The organism is Corallococcus sp. AB045 (genome assembly GCF_003668895.1).
Classification (GTDB): domain Bacteria; phylum Myxococcota; class Myxococcia; order Myxococcales; family Myxococcaceae; genus Corallococcus; species Corallococcus coralloides.
In genome coordinates, this window is record NZ_RAWN01000214.1 from 1 (window position 1) to 15,674 (window position 15,674).

General features: G+C 69.4%; 14 protein-coding genes. 9 read left to right on the forward strand and 5 right to left on the reverse strand.

Annotated elements, in window-relative coordinates; genetic code table 11:
* Together D7Y21_RS34315 and D7Y21_RS34320 are read left to right on the forward strand one after the other, a co-directional pair.
* Positions 1-625, forward strand: a 625-nt coding sequence (locus D7Y21_RS34315) for an AHH domain-containing protein (RefSeq protein WP_199735551.1), incomplete at its 5' end; no start/stop codon positions are given.
* Between the two features lie 21 nt (positions 626-646).
* Positions 647-1,882: an imm11 family protein gene (locus D7Y21_RS34320; protein WP_121717924.1), complete on the forward strand. Its 1,236-nt coding sequence runs from the start codon at positions 647-649 to the stop codon at positions 1,880-1,882.
* Here D7Y21_RS34320 and D7Y21_RS34325 read toward each other — a convergent pair whose 3' ends face one another.
* Positions 1,883-2,509, reverse strand: a complete 627-nt coding sequence (locus D7Y21_RS34325) for a hypothetical protein (protein WP_121717925.1) — start codon at positions 2,507-2,509, stop codon at positions 1,883-1,885.
* The gene (locus tag D7Y21_RS34330) at positions 2,509-3,432 is read right to left on the reverse strand and encodes a fatty acid desaturase (RefSeq protein WP_158627396.1); all 924 of its coding nucleotides are present in this window, start codon (positions 3,430-3,432) and stop codon (positions 2,509-2,511) included. The genes D7Y21_RS34325 and D7Y21_RS34330 overlap by 1 nt, the downstream gene beginning before the upstream one ends.
* A 105-nt stretch (positions 3,433-3,537) precedes the next feature.
* On the opposite strand from D7Y21_RS34330, the gene D7Y21_RS34335 reads away from it, so the two are divergent.
* The 4 genes from D7Y21_RS34335 (at position 3,538) to D7Y21_RS34350 (ending at position 10,047) form a co-directional block, all read left to right on the forward strand.
* The gene (locus D7Y21_RS34335) at positions 3,538-6,387 is read left to right on the forward strand and encodes an FG-GAP-like repeat-containing protein (RefSeq protein ID WP_121717927.1); all 2,850 of its coding nucleotides are present in this window, start codon (positions 3,538-3,540) and stop codon (positions 6,385-6,387) included.
* Between the two features lie 4 nt (positions 6,388-6,391).
* Entirely contained in the window at positions 6,392-7,153 is a 762-nt protein-coding gene (locus D7Y21_RS34340) for a hypothetical protein (protein ID WP_121717928.1), read from the forward strand.
* A gap of 105 nt (positions 7,154-7,258) precedes the next feature.
* The gene (locus tag D7Y21_RS34345; protein WP_121717933.1) at positions 7,259-8,902 is read left to right on the forward strand and encodes a GH3 auxin-responsive promoter family protein; all 1,644 of its coding nucleotides are present in this window, start codon (positions 7,259-7,261) and stop codon (positions 8,900-8,902) included.
* Positions 8,899-10,047 carry an aromatic ring-hydroxylating dioxygenase subunit alpha gene (locus tag D7Y21_RS34350; RefSeq protein ID WP_121717929.1) on the forward strand — a complete coding sequence of 383 codons (1,149 nt, stop codon included), beginning with the start codon at positions 8,899-8,901 and terminating at the stop codon, positions 10,045-10,047. Before D7Y21_RS34345 ends, D7Y21_RS34350 begins: the two co-directional genes overlap by 4 nt.
* On the opposite strand, the gene D7Y21_RS34355 is transcribed toward D7Y21_RS34350, so the two are convergent.
* The gene (locus D7Y21_RS34355; RefSeq protein ID WP_121717930.1) at positions 10,044-10,427 is read right to left on the reverse strand and encodes a hypothetical protein; all 384 of its coding nucleotides are present in this window, start codon (positions 10,425-10,427) and stop codon (positions 10,044-10,046) included. The genes D7Y21_RS34350 and D7Y21_RS34355 overlap by 4 nt on opposite strands.
* A gap of 43 nt (positions 10,428-10,470) precedes the next feature.
* Positions 10,471-11,373 (reverse strand): DapH/DapD/GlmU-related protein, encoded by a 903-nt coding sequence (locus tag D7Y21_RS34360; RefSeq protein ID WP_199724620.1) that lies wholly within the window; start codon positions 11,371-11,373, stop codon positions 10,471-10,473.
* A gap of 391 nt (positions 11,374-11,764) precedes the next feature.
* On the opposite strand from D7Y21_RS34360, the gene D7Y21_RS34365 reads away from it, so the two are divergent.
* A complete protein-coding gene (locus D7Y21_RS34365) occupies positions 11,765-13,204 on the forward strand; it encodes an MATE family efflux transporter (RefSeq protein WP_233612390.1) in 1,440 nt (479 codons plus the stop codon).
* 3 nt (positions 13,205-13,207) lie between these two features.
* Here the strand turns inward: D7Y21_RS34365 and D7Y21_RS34370 are convergent, their stop codons facing one another.
* On the reverse strand, positions 13,208-14,314 hold the full coding sequence (locus tag D7Y21_RS34370; protein WP_121717932.1) for a GNAT family N-acetyltransferase: 1,107 nt from the start codon (positions 14,312-14,314) through the stop codon (positions 13,208-13,210).
* 98 nt (positions 14,315-14,412) lie between these two features.
* Between D7Y21_RS34370 and D7Y21_RS34375 the strand changes: the two genes are divergently transcribed.
* Positions 14,413-14,673 (forward strand): GlsB/YeaQ/YmgE family stress response membrane protein, encoded by a 261-nt coding sequence (locus tag D7Y21_RS34375; protein WP_120567008.1) that lies wholly within the window; start codon positions 14,413-14,415, stop codon positions 14,671-14,673.
* 202 nt (positions 14,674-14,875) lie between these two features.
* Positions 14,876-15,674: FKBP-type peptidyl-prolyl cis-trans isomerase (locus D7Y21_RS34380; protein WP_147469454.1), on the forward strand; the 799-nt coding region annotated here is incomplete at its 3' end.

The window sequence follows — 15,674 nt, forward strand, 5'->3', positions numbered from 1 at the left end:
CGGCATCCGGGACGCGGGGGAGAAGTACGGCGAGGTGATGGGGAAGCAGGCGGCAAGGGCCTTCGTGATGCTGGCGATGGCGGCGCTGGGAAGCACGGCGCAGACGCTGGCGACGCGGGTCGCGACACTGCCGGGCTCAGCGCAGGCCGCACTGGTGGGAGCGGAGCAGGGAGGCTTCCGGCTGGTGGCGGCGGCGGAGGTCTCAGCGATTGAGGTATCCGCGAGCGGCGAGGTGACCCTCGCGCTGGCGCCGAACGCGGTGGCGATGTCCGCGCAGGGACCGAACGTTCCCGTACCTGTTGAAGTCCACGAGCATCACATCGCCACGAACAAGTGGTGGGAGGCGACGCACAACGGTGGTCCCTGGTCGCCCGAGTTCCAGAAACTTTTCGACCGTGCGGGCATGTCGTTGGACGACGAAGTGAACACGGTCCGTGTCCAGGGCCATAAAGGGCCGCATCCTCGGGAGTACCATGAGGCGGTCTATGACCGCTTGAGCACGGCACTGGGAAGGTGCAGAAGCATCCAGACGTGCAGTGAGGCGCTCGTGAAGGAACTCAAGTCGCTGGGCGCTGAGATCTCCACGGATGGCAGTCGACTCAACTTGCTCGTCACTCAACCGTGATGCACAGGAAGTATAAGCCCGATGCGCTATTTCAACCTACGCAGCGACATGGATATCCGTGACCGCTGGCTTCCAGGCGAGGCAACGAACGCTCAGGGGCAAGAGATCGATGACATCTGGCAGTTCGCGGATGGCTGCCCGGTCCAGGTCCATGAGCGCCTGACGATCCCCATTGGCCATCCGGGGGTGGTTCAAGACTTCTCAACGTCGAGTGTGGGAGGGACACCTGTCGTCCACAAGCGCGTCGCGAATGTCTTCGCGGAACTGGCTCCTGACGAGGTGCAGGTCATCCCTGTCGATGTCGAGGGGCAGTCAGAGCCATACTTCATCCTCGTCGCCACACAGACCATCCGATGCATTGATGATCAGGAATCCGCAGAGGTGCTGTATTGGGTGCCTGAAGACGGGCGGCCGGAGAAGACCGGGCGATACAGGTCCGTCATGGGCATGCGCATCGACACGACGAAAGTGGGCAATGCCAAGGTCTTTCGCCCGTGGGGCTGGAGCATCACGCTCATCGTCTCCGAGGACATCAAGGAGGCGCTGGAGTGCTCCGGCGCCACGGGAATGTCGTTCCGGGAAGTCACAGGCCCCAGCGAAGTCAGCCCCGAAGAGCGCGAACACAACCGCAAGCTCAAGGCGCTCTACGAGCGAACGGAAACAGCCCGCACCGCATTCTGGCGCACCCTGGGCACGCTGGACGAGAAATCCATCCTCCCCATCGTCGTCGGAGGAGGCTGGCCCGCGAGGCGCCAGGTCTGGCGCGTCATCCACCGTCCCGAAGGACGCACCCTCTTCGTGACGGACGGCCTCTCCGACTTCTTCGTGGCTGCCGTGGAACCCTCCATAGGCTTCGGCCTGGAGCTCGCGCTCGAAACCGACGAGCCCGTGGAGAACGTGGCGAAGAGCTGGCAGCAGCTTCTGCTGGAACGAATCGCCAACGAACTCGTAGGCCACGAACACCTGCGCGAACCGGCGAGGACCGGCATCCTCTCCATGGAAGTGGACGGAGAGCGCATGCCCGAACCGCTCCTGACGAAGGAAGGTCGGGTCGCCGTGCTCCTCGGCATGGGCACCCCCACACTCCCCACCCACTTCACGATGCCAGACGGACAGGTCCGGCTTGTCACCGTGAAGACGCTGATGCCTCGGGAGCTGACGTACCTGCTGGAGCACGGCCGGGAGGAGCTGCTCCACCGCTTCAACCAGTCACACCCCGGCCACCTGTCCAACGCCTGGCGCCAGCCCGTGGTGTAGCTACCCCATTCCCATCATCAGCCACACCGCAAGCGCCCCATACAACGGCACGTTGAGCGCCAGCGTCAGCCGGTTGATGCGCCGGAACCGCTCCTGCTCCGCATCCGCGAACCACACGCCGTCCTCGCCGGTGGTGCGTCCCTCCACGGCCTGATGGAACAGCGCCGCATACGCCACCTCCACCAGCAGGCTCACCAGCACCAACCCCACCAGCGCCAGCGACCACACATCGCGCCCATCGAGCACCCCGGCCCACTTCTCCCCGGTGTACACGAGCCCCGCCCCGACCAGCGCGATGCACCCCAGGTCATGGCCCACGCCATACGGCGGCTTCCAGTTGCGCGACACGTAGAGCATGTAGAGCTCCGCGGCACCGCGCAGCCACATGGACACCGCGAACGCCCCCAGCACGACGCGCGCCTCCATCGGCATGGACGCATCCATCGCCACCAGCGGGCACACCAGGAACCAGAGGAACACCGCGTACAGCAGCCACGCCATCTTGGGTCCGGAGATGCGCCCACCCCGGCCGCCCTGCGCGTTCTGCCGGCGCCGGAACCCCACCGCCGCGCTCGCGCACGCCAGTAACGCCACCACCAGGAATACCCGCGTCGACGAAGTGAGCATCAGGAGGAACGGGGCCGGGGATAGTGGTGGGGAAACCGCTCGACGTACCACGCTCGAAGCCGGGGCAGGTGCGTGAGGGACACCCGCGGATGCAGGTGATGCACCACGTGCATCCCCACGTGCCGGGGCGCCAATCCCAACCCTCCCCACCACCCGAGCCCATGGTCGCGAGTGCACGCGAACACATCCCCCAGCGTCCGCCCCTGCACGGGCGCGGCGGTGTGCTCCGCGAGCAACCGGTGCGCGTTGAACCCAGACGCCACCAGCAACGGCACCCCATACCCCCACAGCACCGCGGAGGGCCACCGCACCGCCAGCACCAGCACGCCCAGGTGGAGCAGCACCTGCCCAGCCTCCGCCCGAGCACACGCCGCCACCTCCGCGTCCCGCGTGAGCACCCGTCCGGAGCGGTCCTGCAGGAACACGCGCGCATACGCCGTGCGCAGCGAAGGCAGCACCCACGCGCAGAGCCCCACCGGCCCGCGCAGCACCCAGCCGGGAATGACACCCAGGAGCAGGAACCACCGCCACGCCGTGCGCAGCCGTCCTCCATCCGGAGGCTTGCGGTACGGATCCGACGGCAGGCCCGCATCGCGATGATGGCGAAGATGGTGGTAGCGCATCGCCGCCAGCGTGGACGCAATGGGATAGCCCGCGCCGGTCTCCAGCAGACACAGTCTCCATTCGCGTCTTCGCGAAGGCAGGTGGACCGCGTCATGAAGCAGGACGCCCAGCGCATGCAGCCGTCCCGCGACGACGAGCACCGCCAACGGCAACAGCACTGGAGGAGCCCAAGCCATGACCGCCCACCCCAGGGCCATCCCCGCCCACTCCACGGCCGCCAGGCGCAGCAGTCCTTCAGGCGTGGCGGGAACGAGCAGCTCGCGAGGCACCGCCGCGCGGCGAGGCAGGGAAGAGGACATCGGGCGCCAGGACTCCATGCATGGGCGCCGGACGCAAGCCCCGTGCGGATTGGACACCCGGAGACGGGCACGGCACGCTCCGCGCGTGCACCGGGACGGTCAATCATGAGTGTGGATGTGCCGACGCAGCCGGCCCTGGCGGGCACGCGCGTGGAGTGGGGCGGCTGGGTCTTCCCCCGCTGGAACGACCCGAGGCTGCCCTTCGCGGCGCTGCTCACGCTCTACGGCGTGCTGGGCTTCACCTTCTTCGGCTTCAACCGCAGCCCCGGGCAGATGGCCTTCCTGGTCGTCTCCGGCACGCTGCTGGACGCGGTCCTGGGCTGGGTGCTCAAGCGGCGCAAGGAGCTGCCGCTCTCCGCGTACATCTCGTGCTGCTCGCTGGCGCTGCTCCTGAACTACTCGCACGCGAGCACGTTGTTGTGGCTGCCGGTGTGGCTGGCCATCGGCTCCAAGTACGTGCTGACCTTCCAGGGGCGGCACGTCTTCAACCCGTCGATGTTCGCGGTGGCGGTGTCGCTGCTCACCACGCGCGAGCTCATCACCGCCGCGCCCGCCTACCAGTGGGCCAACGGGGAGGTCGCGCTGTCGGCCTTCATCGTGATGGCGGCGATGGTGCTGTTCTTCTTCCGCGTGGGCCGCGGCTGGCTGGTGATCAGCTTCCTGACCTTCTACGCGCTCCAGACGGCGCTGCGAGCGTTCATCCTCCGTCACCACCTGCCGCCGGAGGTGCTGTTCCTGGGCACGCTGGGCGCGCCGTCGTTCTTCATCTTCGTCTTCTACATGCTCACCGACCCGGCGACGTCGCCCGCGAAGCCGAAGGCCCAGGTGCTGGTCGCGCTGGCCATCACCTGCGTGGACCTGGTGCTGCACCTGAAGGAGAGCGTCTACACGTTCTTCTACGCGGCGCTCACGGTGGCCACCTGCCGCTTCGTGTTCATGCACGCGCGCGAGCTGTGGCGCACCCGGGGCGCGTCGCTGCGTCAATTCCTGGCTCCGGACATGCTCAAGCGCGTGGGCGTGGTGGGTGGACTCGGGGCGGTGCTGGCGACGGGCTACGCGGTGTCAGCGGCGCAGGGGGAGCGTCAGGCGCCGCTCGCGTTCCACCTGGATGCTCAGGACGTCACCCAGGCGGGCCTGTCCTCCCAGATGGGGCACACGTTAGAGGAACTGGATCCGCGCGTGGCCCACGTCGCCAAGTGGCTGGTCGCGGTGGGCGACGCGGTGGCCACCGGCGACTTCGACGGGGACGGCAAGCTGGACCTGTTCCTCACGCACCCGCTGGGCACGCCGGAGCACCATGCGGGCCTGTATCGCAACCTGGGCGGGCTGCGCTTCGAACGTGTCCCCGTGCCCGCGCTGGAGCGCTTCGCCACCCGCTACAAGGAGGAGGGCCTGGCGGGCGGCGGGACGTTCGTGGACTGGGATGGGGACGGGGACCTGGACCTCGCGGTGGCGGTGGCCTTCGGGCCGGTGCGCCTGCTGCGCAACACGCTGCGCGAGACGGGCACCGCGGGCTTCGAGGACGTAACGGAATCAGCGGGCGTGACGGACCACGCGGTGAGCCTGGGGCTCACGTTCCTGGACTACGACCGTGACGGGCACCTGGACCTGCTGGTGCTCAACGCGATGACGACGCACCTGCCGGACTACCCGGAGCCCGCGCCGCCGCTCAACCTCTTCAAGCTGCCCGAACCTGAGTACGCGGGTGACCGCCGCATGCTGCGCTTCATGCACGACGGTTGGCACAACGCGAGCAACGGCGGACGCAACGCGCTCTACCGGGGCCGAGGGGACGGCACGTTCGAGAAACAGGACGTGGAGGCGCTGGGTCTGAAGGAGACGCACTGGTCGCTCGCGGTGAGCACGGTGGACCTGAACCAGGACGGGTGGACGGACCTCTACGTGGCCAACGACTTCGGGCCGGATGACATCTACCTGAACGAGGGAGGCCGGCACTTTCGCCACATCGTGGGCAACCGCTTCGGGGAGATTGGCCGCGACACGTACAAGGGCATGAACGCGAGCGTGGCGGACTTCGACCGCAACGGTTGGTTGGACGTGTACGTGTCCAACGTGCACCACTCGCTCCAGGCGGAGGGCAGCCTGCTGTGGATGGTGGGGCCGGGCGAGGACGCCTTCATCCCTCGCTTCAAGGACGAAGCCACCTTCCGGGGCGCGCTGAACGAGCGCCGCTTCGGTTGGGGCGCGGCGGCGGGGGACCTGGATGACGACGGGTGGCCGGACCTGGTGCAGGCCAACGGCATGGTGGACGCGCGCCTGGACGCGGAGAAGTGGCGCATCCCGGCGGGACAGCGCAACGACTACTGGTACGTGAACCACAAGTTGATGCAGTCCGGCCCGGAGGTGCACACGTACGCGGACAAGTGGGGCGACATCCGGGGCCGCGTGCTCTATCCGAACGAGGCGCGCCGCGTGTACCTCAACCTGGGCGATGCGAGGCCGGGGCACTTCGTGGACGTGGCGAAGGAGGTGGGCATCGAGGCGCCGGACAACTCGCGCGGCGTGTTGATGGCGGACCTGGATGACGACGGGGACCTGGACGTGCTCATCACCAACCAGCACGCGCCGGTGTCGCTGTACCGCAACACGCTGCGAGCCAGTGCCACGGACGCGAAGCCGGACGTGCACTTCGTGGGCCTGTCGCTGGTGGGGGACGGTCAGCGCACGCACCGCGGCGCGGTGGGCACTCGCGTGGTGGTGTCCTACGAGGAGAACGGCAAGCGCGTGGAGCAGGTGCGCGAGGTGGGGCTGATGGGCGGGTTCTCCGCGTCGGCGGATCCTCGGCTGCACTTCGGCCTGGGCCGTCACGCGGGGCCGGTGAAGGCGGTCATCCACTGGTATGGCGCGCAGCCGCAGGCGGTGACGTTGGAGGCGGACCGCTACCAGGAGGTGCGCCAGCCTCCCGCGCCCACGGCGCTGCGGGGAGGGCCCTGAAGCGATGCTCTCCGCGATGAAGGGCACCACGGTGCGGCGGGAGGACCTGGACGCCGGCACCCGGGCGCGGATGTTGGCGCTGATGCAGTGCTGCTACGTGGGCGTGAGCGCCGAGCGCTTCCACGCGGACCTGGACGCGAAGCAGTGGGTGTTCCTGCTGCACGCCCGGCGCACGCGGGAGTTGGTGGGGTTCAGCACGGTGCGGGTGGCGGAGGAGGACGGGGTGGAGGTGTTGTACTCGGGTGACACGGTCATCCATCCGGACTGGTGGGGTCACAAGACGTTGCAGGTGGTGTTCGGAAGGTTGTTGCTCGCGCGCAAGCTGCGCCGGCCGTGGCGGCCGCTGTACTGGTTGCTCTTGTCGGGCGGATACAAGACGTACCTGCTGGCGGTGAACTACTTCCCGCGCACGCATCCGCGCAGGGACTGGACGCCACCGGAAGGGCGCTCGGAGTTCCTGCGGGGACTGGCGACGCGGTGGTTCGGTGTGCAGTACGACGCGGCGAAGGGCACGCTGTGCTTCGACGGCGCGCACTACCGGGTGCGGGATGGCGTCTCGCCCATCGACCGCGACGCGGCGGCCCATCCGCACATCGCCTACTTCGCGGAGCGCAACCCCGGTCACGCAGAGGGCGAGGAGCTGGTGTGTCTGGTGGAGATTCGCGGCTGGGACCTGGCGAGGGCGCTGGCACGAAGCGTCTGGGGCCAGCTGCGCCGCTGGGCCCGCCGGGAGCGGGATGCCTCGCGGGTCCGTGTGGGGACGTGACGTGCTGAGTTCACGCATGATGTGGTCCGCCATGACGGCGGCGCTGGTCTCGTCCGCGCTGCTCGCAAGTCCGCGTGGAGTCGAGGCGTGCTGACTTCCCGCACGATGCTGTCCGCCACGATGGCGGCGCTGACGCCGTCCGCGCTGCGCTTCCGTCATGCGCTGCGCGAACCCGAGGCCGCGCAGGCGGAGTGTCTGGCGCGCATCCTCCGCGCAGTGGAGGGCACGGCACAGGCGGAGCGGGTGCAGCACTTCGGCCGCATCCGCACCGCTCGGGAGTTCCAGGACGCGGTGCCCATCACCACTCCGGACTCGGTGGCGGAAGACATCGAGCGCATCGCGCGAGGAGAAGCGCGGGTCCTCACCCACGATCCCGTGCTGCGCTTCGAGCTGTCCGGTGGTTCCTCGGGCGCGTCCAAGCGAGTGCCGGTGACACGGGGCCTGCTGCGCGAGTTCCAGCGCGCGCTCGCGCCCATGCTCCATGAGGTCTTCCTGCGCCGTCCCGCCGTGCGCGAGGGCCCCAGCTACTGGTCCATCTCCCCGCTGGGCCGGAGACAGCACCGGACAGCGGGCGGCATCCCGGTGGGCTCGGCGGAGGACAGCGCGTGGTTCCCGCGTCCGTTGCAGCCGCTGCTCTCACGCGTCTTCGCCGTTCCGGGCTCGGTGGGCCAGGCTCCGCACGTGGAACCGTGCCGTTACGTGACGCTGTGGTTCCTGGTGCGGTGTTCGAACCTGTCGCTGATCAGCGTCTGGAACCCCAGCTTCCTCACGCTGCTGATGGACGCACTGGAGCGGCACGGCGAACGGCTCGCGGAGGACCTGAAGCGCGGCACGCTGCGGCCCCCCGAACGCGACGCGGACGGCGCGCCGGTGGGCCAAGACCCTGCCTGGACGGCGCTCGTGCAGGGGCTCCAGGGCGTGCGTGACACACCGAGGGCCCAGGTGTTGCGCGCCGCCCTGCGTGACGGACTGCCCTCCGCGCGCACGCTGTGGCCAGGGCTCGCGCTCCTGAGCATGTGGACGGACGCCCAGGCCTCGCACGCCGTGGCTGGCGCATGCCGCCGCTTCCCGGGCGTCGAGGTCCAAGGCAAGGGCCTGCTCGCCACGGAGGGCGTCCTCACGGTGCCCCTCTTCGAAGCGCCCGCACCGGTGCTCGCGGTCCGGAGCCACTTCATCGAGTTCATGGATCCGGAGCGCCCTGACACACGCCCACTCCTGGCGCACGAGCTGACGGCGGGCCGCACCTATGCGGTACTCCTCTCCACGTCCGGCGGACTGCTGCGCTACCGGCTGGGGGACCTCGTCCGTGTGGAAGGCTTCGTGCACGCGACGCCGTGCCTGCGATTCCTCGGCCGAGCGGATGCCGTGTCGGACCTCGTGGGCGAGAAGCTCTCCGCCGCGCGAGTGGGCACGGTGCTGGATGCCACGCTGGGCAACACGCGTCCCGCCTTCGCCATGCTCGCGCCGGAGTGGGGGACTCCACCGGCCTACCGTCTGTTCCTTGAGACGGATCAACCCACCGACGCCCTGGCCGCGAACGTGGAGCGCGCCCTGTGCGAGGGGCATCACTACCGCTACGCACGTGAGCTGGGACAACTTGGTCCAGTGCGCGCGGTGCGCGTGACACAGGGGGCCCGGCGTTACGAGGCCCGATGCATCCAGCTCGGTCAGCGCGCGGGCGACATCAAGCCCGTGGACCTGCACCGCCAGGCCGGCTGGGCGGAGTGGTTCGCAAGAGGGACATCATGACGACGCTCACGGTGGACCTGGACGCGGAGGCGGACCTCGCCCGCTGCGGCGCGCTGAAGGACTTCTGGTACGTGGCCTGCCTCTCCACGGAGCTGCCCGCGAACAAACCCGTCGCGCGCACCGTGTTTGGCACGGGGCTGGTCCTCTTCCGCGGACCCGACGGTGCACCCACCGCGCTGCGAGACCGTTGCCTCCACCGCAACGCGCGCCTGTCACAGGGCGACGTGTTCGAAGGGCGGCTCGGCTGCCCGTATCACGGCTGGGTCTACGACGCGTCCGGTGCGGTGATGGAGATCCCCGCGCTGGGACCGCCGCAGCGTGGAGAGAAGCTGGACGCTCAAGCCTGTGCACACGAAGGACTCAAGCCCGCGCCCTGTGACGTGGGACGGCTCGCGCGCTTCCCCACGCGAGAGCAGGACGGGCTCGTCTACGTCTACCTGGGCGCGGACGTCACCCGCGCCCGAGCGGAACCCTTCCGGGTCCCCTACTGGAACGAGCGCGGCTGGACCGTCTACTTCATGGTCACGCGCTTCGCGAACGGCGTGACGAACCTGGTGGAGAACTTCATGGACGTGCCGCACACGTCCTTTGTCCACCGGGGCTGGTTCCGCAATCCCACACGCAAGCGCGTCCCCTCCACCGTGAAGCGTCACGCGGGCCGGGTGCGGATGACCTATCACCAGGAGGAGGACGCGCTCACCGGCCTGGGGCGGCTGTTCAACCCGCGCGGCCTGCCACTCGTGCACACGGATGAGTTCATCGTCCCCAATGTCACGCGCGTGGACTACCAGTGGGGAGACAGCGGCTTCGCCATCAACTCACAGTGCACGCCCATCGGGCCCACGGACACGCTCGTGTACACGGCCATCAGCTACCGGTTGCCGGTGGACATGCCGGGGGCGTGGGTGGGCCGGGCACTCACGCCGCTAGTGCGCTGGTACACGCAGCAGGTCATCCAGCAGGACGTCCGAATCATGGAGACGCAGCGCCAGGGACTGACGGATGGCCCCGGCGGAGGCGTGTACTCAGGCACGGAAGCGGACCTGCACCACGCGGACATCGAAGCGTACCGCCGCTGGCTGCGCGAAGGCGCGCACGGCTCCGGTCCCGAGGATGCGGAGCGCGACGTGGTGTTCTGGGTCTAGACCGTGCCGGAGGCTGACTGCTCCTCCTCGGCCTCCGAGGAGGGAATCAGCGCCAGGTAGTACCCGGAGAAGAAGGTCGCGCCCAGGAAGATCCAGTGGATCAGCCCCAGGGTGAGCGGGAAGGGCATCGAGGGCAGATGCTCATGCATCCACATCAGCGTCGCCATGGCATTGGACGCATGGCACGCCGCCGCCAGGCCCAGCGTGACGCAGATCTGCACCACCAGCGACCACGTGCCGGTGGCGGAGGTCAGCCTTCGGGCCCGATCCCCCAGCTGCGCGAAGATGCGCGGCTGCACGAACTTCCGGAAGAGCGCGCCACTCGCCAGGCCCAACATCAGCGGGCCGGCGATCTCGATGATTGAATTGACGGCATCCATGGCCGCGACCCTGCCAGAGGGCGCACGGCCAGTGCAAATCCTCTCACCCCATGCGACGCAGGCCCGGCAGGTCCTCCGGCCTGAGCACCCAGCGCGGCGGCTCCGGCGGCGACGTGCGCGTGCCCACCTGCGCCGCGGGGAAGCCCTCCACCAGCGCGTAGTCCGGGAACACCGCGCGCGCCTTCACCAGGCTGCCGGCGGCCACGTGGCAGCCTTTGCCCAGGTGGCTGCCCTCGCAGAGGATGGCGCCGGGCTCCACCACCGTGCCCGCGCCCAGGTTGCACGCGTGAAGGATGCAGCCCGGGCCCACCACCACGCCCTCGTCCAACACCAGCATGGTGTCCGGCTGCAGGTGCAGCACCGTGTTCTCCAGGATCTGCACCCGCGCGCCAATGCGCACCGGACCGTTCAGGTCGCCGGTGATCTTCACGCCCGCGCCAATGATGGCCCCCGCGCCGATGACCACGTCGCCGGACACCTCCGCGGAGGAGAAGAGGGTGGCGGTGGGGTGGACGAAGGGGTGACGGTCGCGAAAGGCATACAGCTGTCCCATGGGGGCGTCCTCGGCGCGGTCGCGCGCGGAGAAAGGGGTCAATGGAGCGGCGGGCAGCGACAGGTCACCGCCCCGGCGCTGTTGCAGGTGGGTCAGGTCCTCGGAGGAGAGCATCCGCAGGACCTGTCCCGGTCGGCCCAGCACCACGGATTGATCCGGCACCGTCATGCCGGGCGGCAGCACGGTGCCCTCGCCCACCAGGCAGCGGTCGCCCAGCGTCACGCCGGGCATCAGGATGGCGCCGTCACCGATGTCGCACAGGGACCCCACACGCGCACCCATCACGAGCGAGCGCGGACCGAGCACGGTCTTCTCGCCAATGGACGTGGGCCGTTCGGGAGTGCCCACCACCACCGCGTCTTCGCGCAGCGTGGAGAAGGCTCCCAACGTCACGGAGCCCCCCACCGAGCGCACGACGGCGCCGCGGGAGATGACGGCCCCGGGACCCACTTGCGTGGAGCCCAGCAGTCGCGCGGACGAGGCCAGGGTGAAATGAGGACCTACCGCGGTGGGCAGGAGAGAAGCGGTCGCGGGTAAGGGACTCATCGGGATGCAGCAAGCTACTCCCGGCCCTCCCAAGGGCATGTTGTCCAAAGGCACGACTCCGGCGTCCAGCAGCGGACGCTCGCTTGCTGAGCCGATGAGGGTGGGTGCGGCACCTTCAGATGTCAGGAGTGGGTGGCGGGGGGCGTAGGAAGCCGCGTCGCTGGGCGCCACGTGTGGGCGTTTCGCGGTAGGAAGCCCCCTCGCTCTCGAAAGGCCTCACCCCGTGGAAGAGACACCGTTGGCGGACAGCCACGCCCAGGCGCCCGAGCCCGTGGCAAGCCGCGACGCAGTGAAGAAGGGGCTGTGGTCCCTCGTGAAGGAGGCCCTGCACGGGACGGAGCAGGACCTCACCCAGCTGCCGCTCGGGAGGGCCATCTTCCTGCTGGCCGTGCCCATGGTGCTGGAGATGTGCATGGAGTCGGTGTTCGCCGTGGTGGACGTCGCCTTCGTCGGCCGGTTGGGCGCGGAGGCGGTGGCCACGGTGGGGCTCACCGAGGGCATCCTCACCATCATCTACGCGGCCGGCATGGGCTTGAGCATCGGCGCCACGGCGATGGTGGCCCGGCGCATTGGAGAGAAGGACGCGGAGCGGGCGGGGCGCACGGCGGTGCAAGCCATTGGCCTGGGGGTCATCATCTCCACGGTGCTGGCCGTGGCGGGCATCATCTACGCCCGGCCGATGATGGCGGCGCTCGGCGGCTCGCCGTGGGTGCTGGAGCACGGCGTGGGCTACACGCGCGTGATGATGGGCGGCGTGGTGAGCATCCTGCTGCTCTTCCTCATCAACGCCATCTTCCGGGGCGCGGGCGACGCGGCCATCGCGATGCGCGTGTTGATGCTGGCCAACGGAATCAACATCGTGCTCGCGCCATGTCTCATCTTCGGCTGGGGGCCGTTCCCGGAGATGGGCGTGGTGGGCGCGGCGTGGGCCACCACGCTGGGCCGGAGCGCGGGCGTGGTGTACCAGCTCTTCCGGCTGATACGGTCCAACGGCCGGCTCCAGGTGCGGCGCGAGCACGTGTCGCTGGAGCCCGCGACGATGCTCGCGATGCTGCGGCTGTCGAGCGCGGGCATGGTGCAGGCGCTGGTGACCACGTCGAGCTGGGTGGTGCTGGTGCGCATCGTGTCGTCGTTCGGCAGCACCGCGCTGGCGGGCTACACCATCGCCATCCGCATCGTGATGTTCGCGCTGCTGCCCGCGTGGGGCCTGGGCAACGCGGCGGCCACGCTGCTGGGACAGAGCATGGGCGCGGGGGATCCGGACCGGGGCGCGAAGGCGGTGTGGCTCGCGGGCAAGTACAACCTGATGGTGCTGGGCAGCATCGGCGTGGTGTTCTTCATCTTCGCGCATCCCCTGCTGGGAGCGTTCACGACGGATGCGGCGGTGGTGGACGAAGGGGCCACGGCGCTGCGCATCTTCAGCCTGAGCTTCCTGTCGTGCGCGTACGGCATGGTCATCACCTCCGCGTTCAACGGCGCGGGGGACACGCGCACGCCCACGCTCATCGACCTGGGGTGCCTCTGGGTGCTGGAACTGCCGCTGGCGTGGGTGCTGGCCCATCCACTGGGTCTGGGCTCGGCGGGCGCGTACTGGGCGGTGCCGGCGGCCTTCGCGTTGATGTCCGTGCTGGGCATCGTGTTGTTCCGGCGCGGGCGCTGGAAGACGCGCGTGGTGTGAGCGTCAGGGCAGGCAGATCTCGAAGCCGGTGCGTCCTCCGGGGAAGGTCCTCGGGGGGCGCGAGGCGGGCGTGACGGCGTAGAGGTGGAAGTCCAGCCTCCGTTGGATGAAGCCGTCGAAGGCCGGAGTCAGCGGGTCACTGGCGTCCTGCTGCACGGTGAAGAAGTGGAAGCCCCGGCCGTGGAACGCGGCGTAGACGGCATCGAGCAGCGCGCGCAGGACGGCGGGGTCCTCGGACGGGACGCTGGTGTTGCAGAGGTAGAAGTAGCGGAAGTCGCCGCCGGGAGCGGGCAGGCGGGGCGCGCCGGTGACGGTGGCGAGCGCGTTGAAGCCCCGGCGGACCCACTTCATCCCGCCCCGGTACGCGAGCACGCGGTAGCGCTTCACCGCGTCGGGGTTCCAGGCGGAGGTGCAGCCGACGAGCTGTCCGGCGGGGTCGAACGCGAGGAACGAATCCTCCACGCGAAGTCCCGGCCAGTGTGCGAGCCGGTGTTCCAGCTCACCGGTGTCGAAGCGGTAGCCGAAGGGACGCGAGCGGTGGTCCGCGTCCAGCAGCGCGGCCATGGCGGGCACGTCCGCGGCGGTGGCCCGGCGCACGGTGTAGCGGCTGGGGCGCGGCTTGCGGCGCAGCACGAACTGGAGCGAGACGGCGGAGAAGGCGCGCATCAAGTGGTAGTGCGGCTGCGCTTCCCGGGACGCGCCACGACGCACCAGCGCCCGGAGCGCGGCGGCGTTGGAGGCCATGACGGCGGTGAGGAAGACGTCCACGCCGTGGCGGCGGGAGGTTTCCTCGAGGACGGGGCCATAGAACCGGGCCAGGCCCCGGGCGCGGCGCGCGGAGAAGCGGGTGCGCAAATCGCCCAGGTAGCCCACGCGGCACGGTTTGCCTTCCAGCCAGCCGTCACGGACATGGATGGCGCCCATGCCATCCAGGCGGGATGTTTCACCGTGGGCCCAGACCTCCGCATCACCGCGCTGCATGGCGAAGAGGCCGAAGTAGTCCGGCGACCGCTGTGTGCTGAGCACCAGGTCCCCGGTCATGGGCACGTCGCCGAACAGGTCCAAGAGCGCGGTGTTGTCGTCCCGGGTGGCGCGGCGGAGGGGGCTCATGGGTCGCGCGGCAGCCTATGCGACACAGGGGTGGACTTCCGCCCCCGCCTCCCGTGCGCCACATTGCGGGCCTTCACTCGCCGCACGGGGAGGACGTCATGGGGTTGTTGGGGTGGATCATCTTCGGCTTCTTCGCGGGGCTCATTGCCCGGGCCGTGCTGCCGGGGAACCAGCGCCTGGGGTGCATTGGCACCACGCTCCTGGGCGTCGCCGGGGCCTTCGTGGGCGGCTTCCTCACGTCCGTCTGGCGGGGCACCGACTGGCGCGACCCGGAGCCCACCGGCTTCCTTGGAGCCATCCTGGGCGCCATCGTCCTGCTCCTGGTCTCCCAGGCCGCCTTTGGCGGTCGCTCCCGGTAGGTCCCCCCTTCCGCCGGGAATCCGGGGCCTTCCCACCGGTTGGGGGGCCGGCGGCCGGTTGTCCTACCTGCGTGGACCCCCTTCCGGGGAAAGCACGGTTCCCAAGAGGATGCCGGGCACTTTCTGTAGTACACCGCGCCCCAGGCATGCAGCGGGGGGCGGTCGGCCGCCGCTGAGCCAAAGGAAAGGCGACGATATCATGATGAAGAAGACGATCCTGATCGCGGCGATGCTGAGCCTGACGGCCTGCCAGGGCCAGGGAGCGAAGCCGGGCGAGACCTCCGCCACCGGCACCTCCACGGCGGCGGCCACCGCCGGTGCTCCGCAGACCGAGGAGCAGAAGACGCTGTACGCGCTGGGCCTGTCCATCGGCCGCAGCATCAGCGTGTTCGACATGACCCCGCAGGAGCTGGAGTTCGTGAAGGCCGGCCTCACGGCCCAGGTCACCGGTCAGAAGACCGACGTGGACCTGGAGACCTACGGTCCCAAGCTCCAGGACCTCGCGCGCGAGCGTTCGCTGCGCAAGGCCAACGCGGAGAAGGAGAAGTCCGCGAAGTTCCTCGAGGAGAAGGCCAAGGAGCCCGGCGCGGTGAAGACCGAGTCCGGCCTCATCTACAAGGAGACCCAGGCGGGCACCGGTCCCCAGCCCCAGGCCTCCGACATCGTGAAGGTGCACTACAAGGGCACCCTCGCGGACGGCAAGGAGTTCGACTCCTCCTACAAGCGCGGTGAGCCCACGCAGTTCCCGCTCCAGGGCGTCATCAAGTGCTGGACCGAGGGCCTCCAGAAGATGAAGGTCGGCGGCAAGGCGCAGCTCGTGTGCCCCTCCGACATCGCCTACGGCGACCGCGGCGCGCCCCCGAACATCCCCGGCGGCGCCGCCCTGGTGTTCGAGGTGGAACTGCTCGAGATCGTGAAGGCCCCCGAGGCTCCTCCGGGCATGCCGGGCATGCCCGGTGGCATGCCGGGCATGGGCGCCCACCCGGCCCCCGGCGCGAAGC